This window comes from Niastella yeongjuensis, from assembly GCF_900110245.1.
Taxonomy (GTDB): Bacteria; Bacteroidota; Bacteroidia; order Chitinophagales; family Chitinophagaceae; genus Niastella; species Niastella yeongjuensis.
On the sequence record NZ_FOCZ01000014.1, the window covers coordinates 145,405 to 160,189 of the forward strand.

Annotated in this window: 11 protein-coding genes; 5 read left to right on the forward strand and 6 right to left on the reverse strand. The window is 45.2% G+C overall.

All coding sequences use genetic code 11. The annotated features are described in order from the left end of the window. Positions 1–43 precede the first annotated feature (43 nt). The 6 genes from BMX95_RS28190 to BMX95_RS28215 all read right to left on the reverse strand — a co-directional run bounded on the left by BMX95_RS28190 (position 44) and on the right by BMX95_RS28215 (position 5,868). On the reverse strand, positions 44–655 hold the full coding sequence (locus tag BMX95_RS28190; protein ID WP_081198490.1) for a DUF4296 domain-containing protein: 612 nt from the start codon (positions 653–655) through the stop codon (positions 44–46). Next, on the reverse strand, positions 652–1,575 hold the full coding sequence (porD, locus tag BMX95_RS28195) for a type IX secretion system protein PorD (protein ID WP_081198489.1): 924 nt from the start codon (positions 1,573–1,575) through the stop codon (positions 652–654). The genes BMX95_RS28190 and porD overlap by 4 nt, the downstream gene beginning before the upstream one ends. After that, on the reverse strand, positions 1,568–2,764 hold the full coding sequence (gene coaBC, locus BMX95_RS28200) for a bifunctional phosphopantothenoylcysteine decarboxylase/phosphopantothenate--cysteine ligase CoaBC (protein WP_081198488.1): 1,197 nt from the start codon (positions 2,762–2,764) through the stop codon (positions 1,568–1,570). Before coaBC ends, porD begins: the two co-directional genes overlap by 8 nt. A 159-nt stretch (positions 2,765–2,923) precedes the next feature. Then, positions 2,924–3,265, reverse strand: coding sequence for a DNA-directed RNA polymerase subunit omega (locus BMX95_RS28205; RefSeq protein WP_081198487.1), 342 nt, complete (start codon positions 3,263–3,265; stop codon positions 2,924–2,926). After that, positions 3,240–4,055, reverse strand: a complete 816-nt coding sequence (locus BMX95_RS28210) for an outer membrane protein assembly factor BamD (protein ID WP_081198486.1) — start codon at positions 4,053–4,055, stop codon at positions 3,240–3,242. Before BMX95_RS28210 ends, BMX95_RS28205 begins: the two co-directional genes overlap by 26 nt. A gap of 151 nt (positions 4,056–4,206) precedes the next feature. Beyond that, positions 4,207–5,868, reverse strand: coding sequence for an OmpA family protein (locus BMX95_RS28215; protein WP_081198485.1), 1,662 nt, complete (start codon positions 5,866–5,868; stop codon positions 4,207–4,209). A gap of 205 nt (positions 5,869–6,073) precedes the next feature. On the opposite strand from BMX95_RS28215, the gene BMX95_RS28220 reads away from it, so the two are divergent. From BMX95_RS28220 to BMX95_RS28240, 5 genes are all read left to right on the forward strand, one after another. Then, positions 6,074–7,036 (forward strand): polyprenyl synthetase family protein, encoded by a 963-nt coding sequence (locus BMX95_RS28220; protein WP_081198484.1) that lies wholly within the window; start codon positions 6,074–6,076, stop codon positions 7,034–7,036. Between the two features lie 60 nt (positions 7,037–7,096). Further along, on the forward strand, positions 7,097–8,833 hold the full coding sequence (gene recJ / locus BMX95_RS28225; RefSeq protein ID WP_165758847.1) for a single-stranded-DNA-specific exonuclease RecJ: 1,737 nt from the start codon (positions 7,097–7,099) through the stop codon (positions 8,831–8,833). 251 nt (positions 8,834–9,084) lie between these two features. Beyond that, a complete protein-coding gene (locus BMX95_RS28230) occupies positions 9,085–9,981 on the forward strand; it encodes a helix-turn-helix domain-containing protein (RefSeq protein WP_081198482.1) in 897 nt (298 codons plus the stop codon). Positions 9,982–10,291: 310 nt separating this feature from the next. After that, complete coding sequence (locus BMX95_RS28235) at positions 10,292–11,470, forward strand: efflux RND transporter periplasmic adaptor subunit (protein WP_090519643.1); 1,179 nt, start codon at positions 10,292–10,294, stop codon at positions 11,468–11,470. Between the two features lie 149 nt (positions 11,471–11,619). Beyond that, positions 11,620–14,784 carry an efflux RND transporter permease subunit gene (locus BMX95_RS28240; RefSeq protein ID WP_081198480.1) on the forward strand — a complete coding sequence of 1,055 codons (3,165 nt, stop codon included), beginning with the start codon at positions 11,620–11,622 and terminating at the stop codon, positions 14,782–14,784. Position 14,785 lies beyond the last annotated feature (1 nt).

Sequence of the window (14,785 nt, forward strand, 5' to 3'; positions counted from 1 at the left end):
AAATAAGGAACTACCGCATGCAGCCAAAGCCGGCCTGTATTATTTATTGCCCGGGTTTACGGTTTAAGCGTAGTAACGTATCCTTTACCCTGAATCTTCCCAATGCAGCCCGCCTGTTTCCCAGAACCCGGGGCAATGCAGCATGTGACGGTGGCGGTGCAGTTGGTTGTGGGGTTTGTATTTTGGCGCTGTCTGCAGGTTTTACTTTTAAGCTATCAGCAGCTGTTTTTGATTTTAGACTGTCTGCAGTTTTCGCTTTTGCGCTATCCACAGCTGATTTCGCCTTTGCCGCTGTATCGAGCGGTTTATTCAGATTTTCCCGGAGCTTATTCGTTTGCATTGACAGGGAATCGAATATTCCCTTGGCCATATCGGGCCGGCTCATATAAAATTTATAACTCTTTATAAACTCGTCTTTGGTAATCTTATTCAACTCGAATACCTGTGCGTACAATTTAAAGGTTTCTTTTTTCGAGTCTTTGGATGAGTCCGGTGCAATAAAGCTTTCGTTATACCGCTCAGCCTGGATCATTTCCATTAACACTTTCTGCATCTTTTCTTTTCCCAATACCCCCTTGGGTACCTTGTCCTTATCTGTACAACTTACCAAACACCACACTATAGCGCTCAAACATACCAGTAATAGCCGGCTCATTTTAACTCCTGTTTATACGTATTGGAATTGGAGATATCTATCTTTTGTAAAATTTCCCTTGCTTTTTGTTTGTCTTCAGGCGTTCCTTTTTTAAAGATCCGGATCAACTCCTGCGACTTGCCCTGAAAGAAGAACTGTACGATCATGGTATTGGGAATATCGTTGTTCATGGTATTGATCAAACTCAGGGAGTTGAGGATGGCACTGCGGGCCTCTGTTTCATTTTCATACATATAATCCATTCCCAGGCGGTAATAGCTGTAAAAAGCATCGTGTATGAGGTTGTACCGGTTGTTGGTCAGGTTCTCTGTCAACCAGTACCGGTTACGCAAACCATCAAATGCTTTCCAGCCGGTAATATCCCGGCCTTCGGGTGCATTGTTCACAATATTCATGGCTTTCTGGAAATAGGGATCGCCACCGCGTAACGAGAAAGAATCGAAATCGAGCCCGATTATCAGGTATGAATAATAAGCCAGGATAGCAGTGAGGTTACCCACTATAGGGTCTGAACCCGATACCCGGTTATCGTTGTATTCGATCGACTGGTATTCTACATATTTAAAGATCACATTCTCATCCAGGAAATTGATGATGGGACAGTCGTAATTGGTATTGTATATGGGGCGGGCAGCCTGCACCGTAAGGGCGGCTTTATATACATTACTACCCTGTGCCTCAGTAATACGCAGCAGAAAGTTACATACGATCTTTTCATTGGGCTGCCATGTTTCCTTCGACCATTTGCGGTTATTCAAAAAATTATTGAGTGCCGCCTGGCAGGTCTGGAAAGCTTTCTTATCGGCCGGTGTGCTAAGCGCACGGGTGTCGATGGTAATGCGGGCTTTCAGCTCCTGGGCCGATAACCATACCGGCGCCATTACCATTACAAAAAATATCCATACGATCTTTCTACACATATAGCATGTTTACGATTCTATCAACGATATCTTTAGCTACTTGTTGCTTGGGTTTGCGGTCGTAAGCAATCTCATTACCGCCTTTTTCAAAAATAGTAACCTTATTGGTATCATATCCAAAACCGGCCCCCTCATCGTTCAGGGAATTCAGCACAATAAGATCGGCGTTTTTTGCCGCCAGTTTATCCAGGGCATACTGCCGTTCATTGGCTGTTTCCAGGGCAAAGCCCGCCAGCAATTGTCCATTGCGTTTCAGCTGTCCCAGGCTTTTTAAAATATCCTTTGTTTTTGTAAGTTCAATAACCAGCGTGCCGCTTGTTTTTTTGATCTTTTCCGGTGCAGTTTCAACCGGTGTATAATCAGCTACGGCTGCGCTCATTACAGCTATATCGGCCGTTGGAAATTCGGCCATGCAGGTATTGTACATTTCACCGGCGGTTTGCACTTTGTGCACATATATACCAGGGAACGTAGTTTTTACGGAAGAAGGACCCAACACCAGGTGAACTTCGGCGCCGCGGCTGGCCAGTTCTTCTGCAATGGCCACTCCCATTTTACCCGAGGAATGGTTGCCTATGAACCGAACGGGGTCGATAGGTTCGTAGGTTGGTCCGGCAGTTACCAGGGCCTTTTTGCCGGCCAGCTCTTTTTTTCCAAACAGGTTGTTTTCGAGGTAATGCAGAATGGCTTCCGGCTCGGCCATCCGGCCATCGCCGTGGAGGCCACTGGCCAGTTCCCCTTTTTCAACCGGGATAATGCGATTGCCATACAACAGCAGCTTTTGCAGGTTGGCCTGCGTAGCCGGGTGGTGCCACATATCCTCATCCATGGCAGGGGCCACTACAACGGGGCAGGTGGCAGATAACCAGGTAGCCAGTAACATATTATCACACATCCCATTGGCCATTTTTGCCAGGGTATTACAGCTCAGCGGGGCTACCACCATCACATCGGCCCAGCGGCCCAGCATCACATGATTGCTCCAGGAGTCGTTATTGGCGAGGTCACTGATGACCGCATTTTTCGACAATGTTGCCAGGGTCAGCGGCGATACAAATTCCCTTGCAGCAGGGGTCAATACCACTTTTACCTCGGCCCCTGCTTTTACCAGCAGGCGAACCAGTAAAATGGATTTATACGCCGCAATGCTTCCCGTAACAGCCAGTAATATCTTTTTGTGCTGGAACATAATTGGCTAAAATTAGGTCATTTGGGCTAAACAAAGTGGATACCAGGGTAACCGGATTATCAACAATAACATACTCACAACAGTGCGCAAACCACTATAAAAATAAAAAAAGCGTCCCGATAGATCGTGACGCTTTCCATACATTTTTTACCGTTATAATTAACTAAACAGGTCGTCTTCGTTTTTACGATAATAGATCTTATCATCGAAAAATTCCTGGGTTGCCAGCAATGACGGGTTAGGCATACGCTCATATGCTCTGGAGATCTCGATCTGCTCTTTGTTCTCGTGGATCTCTTCCAGGCTGTCGGTATGGCTGGCGAATTCTTCCAGTTTGTTATGCAATTCCTCTTTTAAAGAGATGTTGATCTGATTAGCCCGTTTAGCAATAATGGCAATTGACTCATACACATTGCCGGTTTTAGCTTTAATGGCATTCAGATCTTTAGTTTCGGCCGTGTTAGCGGTGTTGGCGCTAATTTGTCTTCGTAATTTGCTCATTATTGATGGCTTTAATGTTGTTTTTTGATAATGTCTCGTAATTCTCTACGTCCTTTTTCAAACTGCTTTCAGGGAAACGGTCCATAAAATCATGGCACTCTGTAACTACCTGATCAAAACGGGCAAGTTTCTTCTCTTCTACACTATTCATTGCAAATAAATAGTATGATTTGATCACCTGCATTTTATATTCATCGCCTTTTTGCGAATCGGGAAAATCATTCATTAAACTGGTGTATGCGATGGCTGCTGCCCGGTAATGGCCCATGTTATAGTATAACAAGGCGCTGCCAACCTCTTTTTCCTCCAGTTTTATCCGGCATTTATCCATGATCTCACTCGCTTCCTTGTTTTTGGGCGAATTGGGATGCGTATTGATAAACGTCTGCATCAAACCAATTGTTTTCTCGGTATTGGTTTGATCCAGTTCGGCCTTGGGCGACTGCTTGTAATATACATATGCCCGCATATACTCCATTTCTTCGGCCTTGGCACTGTTGGGGAATACCTCTACAAACTGTTTGAACAGGTTTTCCGCCTGCAGCCAATCGTGCAAATAATAGGAGCAGTAGGCATATTTATAAAATAAGTCCTCGAACTGCGGCTGTCCTTTCATTATGGGGAAGAGTTCTTCATACAACTGCGAGGCATAATTATACTTTTTGGCTACATAGTATTTTTCTGCCATGCGCAATTTGTAATCATAGTCGGTACTCTTCTGCACCTTAGAAAACTTGGAGCAGGACACTACGCTTAGGGCTATTATTGCAATTATTAGAACTGAACGCATAAAGTGGGCAAAGTTAAGGTTTTCCTGCAAATATGTATGGAAAGGAGTTGTAACCCAAAAAACAACTAGTTAAGATAAACATAAAAAAAACCCCGACGAAATCGCCGGGGTTATACTATTAGTTAAAGCAATTTAAGCTAAAGTACTTTTATTATCTGCCGCGACGCAAGTTCGGGTGCGGAGCGGGCACTGTGGTAGGACCTTCCTGACCAGTTCCGTCTTGCAGGTCTACAGTGTTGCAATCGCCACCGGCTTCACCATATTTGAAGATGAAACGGTCTTGGCTAATGCCTTCTTTATCAACCAGGTAGCTGATAACGGCATTCACGCGATCCCAGCTTAACTGTTGTTCAGATTTGCTTGAAGAGCAATATCCTACTACAGCAATCTTACAATCAGGATTATTCTTGATTTGTGAAGCTGCTGAAGCCAGTAAAGCTTTAGCGTCGTTGCTTAATGTGATTGATTTTGCTTTGAAGGTAACGCTTGGTAAGTTGCCTATTTTGCATTTGTGGAGGCCACCTTCTTCAATGATCTTCATCAAAGAATCGCAGCATGCAGGAGGAGGACATTTACCTACACCATCAGCGTCAACAGGTTGACATTGTGTTGGTGTAACCAGTTCCTTGTCTTTGTAGTCAGGAACACCGTCACCATCAGTATCGCGGCTAACACCATGGCTGTCAACAGGAGCGCCGGCAGGTGTGTTAGGCTCTTGATCGAATTGGTCAGTGATACCATCGCCATCAGCATCATCCAATACTGGTTTGGGGAGCTTCATGTGACGTGGTTTGTTAACCTCGTTGTAAGCGTAATCCAAAGGATTCAGCCACCACAAAGGTTCAACTGATTTGTTACCGATTGCCATGTTAATACCTAAAGACAGGAAGTTATAGGTATCGTAGTCTCTTGATTGAGCGGTAGCAGCACCGGTAATGCTGTTGTCGTTTTCCTGGAACTGTTGACCGTCTAACAGGTCAGTTTTAGGAATAGTCAGCTTGTCTTCGATAGCCAGGCTGAATTTCTTGTTCAGTTTGAATTGAACGCCAGCACCAACATTGAAGATAACGCGGAAAGGCTTTTTGAACAATGTAGGTTGACCAGGATCGCGTTGACCTTCTGTTTCATAACTACCGTCCAATTTATCTTTCAGCGCTTTCTTGATGTCTTTTCTGTCTTTGTAAGAAAACTGATTGCCTAAAAATTGGTTATACACATCGTCAAACTCAGCAGTATAAGGAGTGCTGCCGTTCAGGGCATCAATCTTAGTATCGTAGATCATACCACCTAAACCACCGAACGCATATACATTGAAGCTGCTTTTCGCTTTATGAAAGCGAATGTTAGTCAAGGTAACAACGCCCTGTAAGCTCAGGTCGTACACATTCGTTTTATAGTTATAAAACACATGACTACCAGGAGCATAGGCTGACCACGCTGGATTTTTTGTGAAATTTTGCGAAGGTTGGAAGTTCAAACCTTTGGTAGTTCCAAAACCTGCCTGTGCTCTTAATGAAAATACATAACCCAGAGCTTTACGGGCATGTATTGCAGCACCGATACCGGGAAAACGGTTACGAACGTCTCCGGAAATGCCAAACGCACCTACCTGTAAGCCCAGCTCCCATTGGTTGCGGGGTTTGGCAGGATAGGGATAATTGTTTGCCATGAACTCAGTGTGCTGAGGCAGTCTCTTGGAAGGTATAACAGAAGAATCCTGTACGTCGTACGTACCACCCAATTGTGCTTGGGAGGCAGCAGATGCCAACAGGAACGTTAAGCTTAGAATACTTACGTACTTTTTGCTTGCCATAACTAAATTTTATGTGAAGGATTAAGTAACCAGAACTCAGAATCTGTGCAAAAATATTAATTGACAGCTAACTACCAAATTTTTTTCCCCAACACAATGTGCATTATCTTGCTGTTTTTCACACAGTAAGATCATTACAGAGCAAATTAAATGCCTCTTACGGTTATACATTAATAAATAGTAATTTGCTCCTCTTAAATTTCACATGAAATTATCACTAGCAATATTACGAGAAGAATTACCCGAATTTGAAAAGCAATTCCATGAGGCAGTAAAGAGCCAGGTGCCGCTTCTGAACAGGATTATGAGGTTTATTGTGAAAAGGAAAGGTAAGCAATTACGCCCCATGTTTGTACTCCTTTCAGCCAAGCTGTGCGGGCCTGTTAACGATACCACTTACCGGGCTGCTTCGCTAGTAGAATTACTACATTCGGCTACCCTGGTACATGATGATGTGGTGGACGAATCGCTGGAACGTAGGGGATTTTTCTCTACATATGCGCTGTGGAAAAGTAAGGTATCGGTTTTGGTAGGCGACTATCTCCTGGCCAAAGGTATGCTCCTTTCCCTCGATCACGACGACTACCGCATTCTGAAATTATTATCAAATGCGATACGGGCTATGAGTGAGGGAGAATTGCTGCAAATGGAGAAAGCGCGCACCCTCAATTTTGAAGAAGCTACCTATTTCGAGATCATTAAAGGTAAAACTGCCTCCCTGCTGGCTTCGGCCTGCGCCTCCGGCGCCTGGAGTACCACCCAGGATGAAGCCATTACGGAAAAAATGCGTTTGTTTGGCGAAAAAGTAGGGATGGCATTCCAGATAAAAGACGACCTGTTCGATTATGGCAATGAAGCAGTAGGAAAACCTACCGGCAACGACATCCGCGAAAAGAAACTCACCCTGCCTTTAATATATACCCTGCAACATGCCGACCCCGCCACCCGCAGGAAACTGATATATATTATCAAAAATCAAAATAAAGACCCCCAAAAGGTACAGGAAGTCATTAACGTAGTGAAACAAACCGGCGGCATTAGTTATACTGAGAAAAAAATGTTTAGCTTCAGGGATGAAGCGCTGGCCATATTACACGAATTCGACAACGTGGAAATACGAAACGGCCTCGAAGAACTGGTACGGTATACTACAGACAGAAAATATTAAGGCAAAAGATAACAAGGCTCAAGGCTCAAGCCCTTGCGGCTTGAAACCTGGGATTTTTTTATGTTACAAAAGAGATGGAACATACTGACGGCAGATGAAGATAAAGTGCAGCAATTGTATGCCAGCCTTAAAATACATCCTGTTCTTTGTAAAGTACTCGCGCAACGATACCTGAATGATTTCGATAAAGCCAAACAGTTTTTTCGCCCCCAGCTTACCGACCTTCACAACCCTTCGTTGATGAAGGATATGGATAAAGCCGTTGCCCGGATAAGCACGGCCTTTGATCAGCAGGAAAAAATACTGGTTTTTGGCGACTATGATGTGGACGGCACCACGGCTGTATCGTGTATGCTGCGCTTTTTACAGAAGGTGTACAAACAAGACAAAGTCGACTTTTACATACCCCACCGCTACCGGGAAGGATATGGCGTATCGAAGAAAGGGATCGACTTTGCCATTGAGCATGGATTCACCCTTATCATTTCGCTGGACTGTGGCATTAAATCAGTTGATCTTATAAAATATGCCCGGGAAAACGGCATCGATTTTATCGTATGCGACCACCACATGCCCGATGACCTGCTGCCCCCGGCAGTAGCCATATTAAACCCCAAACAAAAAGATTGCGAATACCCTTATAAAGAATTGTGCGGCTGCGGCGTGGGTTTTAAACTGATCACCGCCCTGGCCCGCCATCTGCAGCTCGATGACTCAGCCTCATTTGAATACCTCGACCTGGTAGCTACTGCCATTGCCGCGGATATTGTACCCATGACGGGTGAGAATCGGGTGCTGGCCTTTTACGGATTAAAAAAAGCCAATGAAAACCCCAATTACGGGATCCTGGCCTTAAAGGAACTGAGCGGTGTACAAAAAGAACTGTTTATAAACAGCCTGGTGTTCATGATAGCCCCGCGGGTTAACGCCGCCGGGCGTATGGATGATGCCCGCAAGGCCGTACAAATGTTTATTGCCAATACCCCCCTTGAGGCCAAACATTATGCAGAACAATTACATTTAGACAATACCGAGCGCAAGGAAGCAGATAAAAATATTACGGAAGAAGCTCTGGCTATTATCGAGAATGATGGCTTGCTGCAAGGCCGTAAATCAACCGTTGTATTTCAATCACACTGGCATAAAGGCGTTGTAGGTATTGTAGCCTCCCGCCTTATAGATTATTACTATCGCCCCACTATTGTACTTACACAAAGTGGTGAATATGTGGCCGGCTCTGCCAGAAGCGTGGCAGGCTTTAATGTGTACGAAGCCATTCATCAGTGTAAGGACCTGTTGTTGGGTTATGGCGGCCATTTTTATGCAGCAGGTATGACGCTGGCCCTGGATAAAGTAGAAGCCTTTCGCGACAGGTTTGAAGAAGTAGTGGCAGCCACTATTACACCAGAATTACTGGTGCCTGAAATAATCATCGATGCAGAGGTGGAGTTCAAAGATCTTAAGCAGCCCTTTTATAATATCATTCATCAAATGGAGCCCTTTGGCCCCGAGAACATGCGGCCGTTGTTTGTTGTGCGCAATGTTACCGACTCAGGCTATTCACGCATTGTAAAAGAACAACATATCAAGTTCTCCCTGCGTCAGGATAACATCCTGTTTAATGGCATTGGCTTTGGCATGGCCAAAAAATTCCATTTGCTTGAATCTAAAAAACCGGTGGACGTTGTATTTACATTGGACGAGAATGAATGGAACAATGAAAAACACTTACAGTTGCGTGTTATAGATTTTAGACTGACAGAAGACAACACCATTGCACAAAAAGCTGTATCTTGATCACGACAATTGCCAGGCCCGCCAGGTTATCAATTTATGAACATTCGTTTGCATTTAACCTGTTTTGCTGTACTTTAACCTGTCAATTAACAGTAAACCGCTTTAACAATCCATCCCAGGAAAAGGTTTAGCTTTTAAAATTTTATGGTACAATAATACTTTCGACGGTAGGAGTTTGCCATTATTATAATATTTTTACTATCCACCCGTAGCGTAGGGTTGGTTTTCACCGCTACCAATGTTGTGATTGTATGAAAAATAACCAGGCACTGATACCTATTTATGACATGGCCGCTTGTATACCAGGCACCAATTTCATTATTAAAAAAACCGAAGGTAATTCTGTACCATCCTATATGGCCATTCCTCATCGTCATGCTGATTACAAGATCAGTTTTTTGCAGGAAGGCGAAGTTACACACTATACCGACTTTGAAAAATTCACTATAAAGGCGCCCGCATTATTAATGCTGGCTCCCGATCAGGTGCATCAGCAAACAGGGAACTCCTATTATAAGATGATGCATATCTCCTTCAACAAAGAATTTCTGCTAACTGAAACACAGGGTGTTCTTGCCTGTTGGGAATGTATGTTCAGCCAGGTGGTATTACCTGTAATGAATGTTGAACAAATGCAGGAGATATCTGTATACATCGACCTAATGTACCAGGAGTTTAAAGACGATAAGCCACAAAAAGGCCTTATTCTCAAGAACCTGCTCAATGCCTTTATTATTTGTGCCGGCCGCCTGGTAAATTGTAAAAATGAAACAACTGAGGTGGCACCTGCTCCTGTAGTTACCATGGACTACTCACAAAACCGCATAGTACGTCAATTCAAATCACTCATCGATGAAAACTTTGTAAATGCTACCCAGGTAACGCAATACGCCGATATGTTATATGTAACGCCCGGCCATTTGAATGACCTGATAAAAACTGTCACCGGTAAAACAGCTAAACAAATTATCGACGAAAGAAGGATCCTTGAAGCCAAACGCTTATTATTCTGGGGCGAACATTCGGTAAAAGAAATTGCCGGACGTTTGAACTTTGAAGACGATGCCTATTTCAACCGCTTTTTTAAAAAACATACTGGTAACACCCCCGCCCTGTTTCAAAGGACAATCCGGGAAAAGTACAATTAATCCCCCAATAAGGTAAACTAAGAAAGTCACAATCATTACTACTTTTACGGGATGATTTTAATGGGCAGGTTATATTGATAAAAGTTTAGCATTATCCAACAGCATGGCAACAGCTACCTGTTAATACAGCAATCTACAACACTTAATAATTCTCCGGAAACCTGGAATCGTTTCTCGTACCTGACGCCAACTGATCCCGGTATACTGCTACCATCTGAACCTGCGCAGAGCGCTATTGCGCGCCGTGGCCTCATGCAATAACGACTTGCTTGTCCTTAACGATTTTTTTTGTATGTCTATTAAACCAAGTATGATGAAACCTTTGGATATCAAACAGTACAACAGCTGGGTAAAGTTACTAACAGCAATCAGTGTTGCAACAGTTTTATATAGCTGCGCTAATAGCTCTGCTACACCTGGAATGCCACAGCAACCCCCACCAGCATTACCGGTAGTACCAGTAACTACCGCCAATGCTACCACTTTCCGTGAATATCCTGCTTCACTGGAAGGTAAAGTGAACGTAGAGATCAGACCTCAGGTAGAAGGTTATCTTGAACAGATTTTTGTAGATGAAGGCGCCTATGTAAAAATTGGCCAGCCCCTCTTTAAAATCGATCCACGCACTTATAATGAGTCATTGAACAACGCGAAATCGACCTTACTCGCTGCTCAGGCCAACGTATCAAAAGCCCAGGTGGAAATTGACCGCCTGACGCCACTGGTTGAGCACAATGTGATCTCCGATGTTCAGCTCAAAACAGCCAAAGCCGCTTACGACGCTAATGTAGCTGCCGTTAAACAAGCGGAGGCTGCAGTAGCCAACGCACAGATCAACGTCGGTTACACGTTAGTGAAAGCAAGCGCTAATGGTTACATCGGCCGTATTCCCAGCAAAAAAGGTGCTCTTGTTGGTAAAGACGATGTACTGACCGTACTTTCAGACATCAGTGAAATGTATGCTTACTTTTCATTGAGCGAACCCGACTTCCTTTCTTTTAAAAACCAGTTTGCTGGTAACAGCATTGAAGAAAAAGTAAAGCATGTACCAGCAGTTGAACTGGCCCTGGCCGACAACAGCATATTTGGTTCAAAAGGAAGGATCAGCACTGTAGAAGGACAATTCGACAAAACAACCGGCGCCATCAGTTTCCGCGCTACCTTCCCTAACCCTGGTGGTATCCTCCGCACGGGTAATACCGGAAAGGTTCGCATTCCGCAACAATTTACCGATGCGATGATCGTGCCTATCGAATCTACCTTCGAAGTGCAGGACAAAGTATTTGTTTTCACTGTAGGTGACAGCAATAAAGTGGCCAGCAAGCCCATCACTGTTACAGGTAAAACAACTAACTATTACTTTGTTAAGGATGGTGTGAAAGCAGGTGACAAGATCGTATTTGCCGGAGCTGGAAACCTGCAGGATGGTGTTGCGATAGTACCGCAGCCAATTTCGGCCGACAGCTTGCTGAAAGCGAAACCTCTATAATTCACGAAGCAGGAAGTAAGACGACGTAGGAAAGTCAGAGTTTACCTACTTTGACTACAGGGAGTCCTTGTGCCTGATGTTACCAATCTTACCTCCTGTTTCCTGCCTTTGCCGCAGAAATAAGACTTCAATTTCAAAAAAATTCCCTCATGTTAAAAAGATTTATTGAAAGACCGGTCCTATCAACGGTTGTATCAATCATACTGCTTTTGCTAGGCGGGCTGTCGTTATTCACGCTGCCTGTAACACTGTTCCCTGATATTGCGCCACCAAGCGTACAGGTAACAGCACTGTACCCAGGCGCCAACGCCGAAGTAGTAGCACGTTCCGTTGCCACTCCGCTCGAAGAAGCCATCAATGGTGTGGAGAACATGACTTACATGACCTCCAACTCCAGTAACGATGGTAGTATGACACTGACTGTATACTTCAAACAGGGCACCAACCCCGATATCGCTTCTGTAAACGTACAGAACCGCGTATCGAAGGCGGTAAATCAGGTGCCTTCAGAAGTGGTACAGGCAGGTATCAGCACCCAGAAAGTACAGAACAGTATCATCATGTTCGTGGCGCTCAGCAGCGACAACAAAGACAAATACGATGAACTGTTTATCGAAAACTATATCAGGATCAACCTTATTCCCGAGGTACAACGTGTACCCGGTGTGGGTCAGGCCCAGGTATTTGGTACCAAAGATTACTCTATGCGTATCTGGCTGCAGCCCGATCGCCTGGCAGCCAATAACCTGTCGCCCCAGGATGTGTTGAATGCAGTTAAAGATCAAAACCTCGAAGCCGCTCCCGGCCGTTTAGGTCAAAGCAGCGCCGAAGTGTTTGAGTATGTATTGAAATACAAAGGAAAGTCGAACCAGGGTGAAGATTATGAGAACATGATCATCAAGTCAAATCCCGATGGCTCTATGCTGCGCCTGAAAGATGTGGCCCGCGTTCAGTTCGGTTCTTATACCTACTCAACCAATGCCCGTCTGGATGGCACACCGGTATCGGGTTTCGCGGTATTCCAAACTGCGGGTTCCAATGCCAACGACATCCTGACCGAAGTAGAAAGACTGTTGAAGAACTTTGAAAAGACACTTCCAAAAGGTCTTAAAACTACTGTAATGTACAACTCCAAGGAGTTCCTCGATGCCTCTATCGATCAGGTACGGGAAACCCTGGTGATTGCCTTTATACTGGTGTTCATTGTTGTGTTTATCTTCCTGCAGGACTTCCGCTCAACCCTGATCCCTGCTATTGCCGTTCCGGTGGCTATTATCGGTACGTTCTTCTTCATGCAGTTGTTTGGCTTTACCATCAACCTGCTTACCCTGTTTGCCCTTGTACTGGCCATTGGGGTGGTGGTGGATGACGCCATTGTGGTAGTGGAAGCGGTGCACTCGAAAATGGAGCGGACCAACCTGCCGGCAAAAGCCGCAACGGTTCAGTCAATGAGTGAGATCTCCGGCGCCATCATCTCCATTACGCTGGTAATGGCGGCGGTGTTCATCCCGGTAGGCTTTATGCAAGGCCCTGCGGGTGTGTTCTATCGCCAGTTCGCCTTTACCCTGGCCATTGCGATCCTTATTTCGGCTGTAAACGCCCTTACCCTGAGCCCTGCCTTGTGTGCCCTGTTCCTGAAGAATGAGCACGCAGGCGAAGGTGGCGGTGAACACCATGGCCGTAAAAGAGGTTTCATGGGTCGCTTTTATGCCGGCTTCAACGCCGCGTTCAATGGAATGACCAACAGATATGTACGCAGCCTGAAATTCCTGGTACGTCGTAAATGGATCGCCATAGTTGCACTGATAGCAATTACTGCCGGCGCGTTCTATATGACAAAAACAACCCCTACAGGCTTTATTCCAACAGAAGACCAGGGTTTCGTACTGTTTGCTGTTAACACGCCTCCCGGTAGCTCACTGGAGCGTACGCACCACGCTACTATGCAAATTGACAGCATCATTAAAGCAGACCCTGCTTATAATCACCTGTATGTGATCGATGGTTTGAACTTCCTGAGCAATGCAAACGCTTCGCCGTATGCAGCAGGTTTCATGCGTTTGAAAGATTATAAAGAGAGAGGAGCCGTTAAAGACCCCGACAAGATCGCAGGTGGCCTTATCGGGAAAGTAAGCCAGGTTAAAGGTGCCAACGCCTTCTTCTTCAACTTCCCTACCGTACAGGGTTTTGGTAATGCAAGTGGTTTTGAGTTCATGTTGCAGGACCGTACCAACGGCCCGCTCAGTAAACTGGGTGGAACCGCCTGGCAGTTCATTGGCGCTTTAATGCAACGGAAAGAGATCGGATTTGCCTTTACCACCTTTGCAGCTGGTAACCCGCAATTCACCATAGAAGTAGATAATCAGAAAGCAAAACAGCTGGGTGTATCTATCAGCGAGCTGATGCAAACCCTGGGCATCTATTACGGAAGTAGCTTCGTTACTGACTTTAACCGGTTTGGTAAATACTACCGCGTAATGGCGCAGGCCGATGCCCCCTTCCGTTCCGATATCAATTCAATTGATGGAATATATATAAAGAACAACCGGGGCGAAATGGTACCAGCCAAAACACTGGTAACCCTGAAAAGAGTATACGGTCCTGAAACCGTTACCCGCAACAACCTGTTCAACGCAGTTACCATCAACGGTTCACCCAAACCCGGCTTCAGTACCGGTGATGCCATCAGGGCTATTGAAGAAACAGCCAAAACAGCATTGCCAAGAGGATACCAGGTTGAATTTACCGGTGTAACCCGCGAGGAAATTAAAACAGGTAACCAGCAGATCTTCATCTTCCTGTTGAGTATCCTGTTCGTTTACTTCCTGCTGGCAGCACAATATGAAAGTTACATCCTGCCTCTGTCGGTTATCTTAACCATACCTACAGGTGTATTAGGAGTATTTGCCTTTATTGGTTTTGCAGGTATCGAAAACAACATCTATGTGCAGATCGGTTTGATCATGCTGGTAGGTTTGTTGGCAAAGAACGCGATCCTGATCACGGAGTTTGCTGTACAACGCAGAAGAAATGGAATGGGACTGATAGATGCGGCCCTCGAAGCCTCCAGGCTCCGGTTACGCCCCATCCTCATGACCTCCTTCGCCTTCATCGTAGGTCTGTTGCCGCTGGTATGGACGCATGGCGCTTCTGCACTCGGTAACCACTCTATTGGTATGAGTGCTATTGGTGGTATGCTTACCGGTGTAATACTGGGTGTGTTCCTCATTCCGGTTCTGTTTGTGATATTCCAGGCATTGCAGGAGAAAGTAACAGGCCGTCCGGGCATGAAAGAGATCAAACTCGGCGAATAAT

Bases quoted from the DNA above. Each gene is read 5' to 3' on its own strand.
- recJ (WP_165758847.1), top strand. From the start codon at position 7,097: ATGTTACAAAAGAGATGGAACATACTGACGGCAGATGAAGATAAAGTG.
- BMX95_RS28220 (WP_081198484.1), top strand. From the start codon at position 6,074: ATGAAATTATCACTAGCAATATTACGAGAAGAATTACCCGAATTTGAA.
- BMX95_RS28190 (WP_081198490.1), bottom strand. From the start codon at position 655: ATGAGCCGGCTATTACTGGTATGTTTGAGCGCTATAGTGTGGTGTTTG.
- BMX95_RS28230 (WP_081198482.1), top strand. From the start codon at position 9,085: ATGAAAAATAACCAGGCACTGATACCTATTTATGACATGGCCGCTTGT.
- porD (WP_081198489.1), bottom strand. From the start codon at position 1,575: ATGTGTAGAAAGATCGTATGGATATTTTTTGTAATGGTAATGGCGCCG.
- BMX95_RS28240 (WP_081198480.1), top strand. From the start codon at position 11,620: ATGTTAAAAAGATTTATTGAAAGACCGGTCCTATCAACGGTTGTATCA.
- BMX95_RS28205 (WP_081198487.1), bottom strand. From the start codon at position 3,265: ATGAGCAAATTACGAAGACAAATTAGCGCCAACACCGCTAACACGGCC.
- BMX95_RS28215 (WP_081198485.1), bottom strand. From the start codon at position 5,868: ATGGCAAGCAAAAAGTACGTAAGTATTCTAAGCTTAACGTTCCTGTTG.
- BMX95_RS28210 (WP_081198486.1), bottom strand. From the start codon at position 4,055: ATGCGTTCAGTTCTAATAATTGCAATAATAGCCCTAAGCGTAGTGTCC.
- BMX95_RS28235 (WP_090519643.1), top strand. From the start codon at position 10,292: ATGATGAAACCTTTGGATATCAAACAGTACAACAGCTGGGTAAAGTTA.
- coaBC (WP_081198488.1), bottom strand. From the start codon at position 2,764: ATGTTCCAGCACAAAAAGATATTACTGGCTGTTACGGGAAGCATTGCG.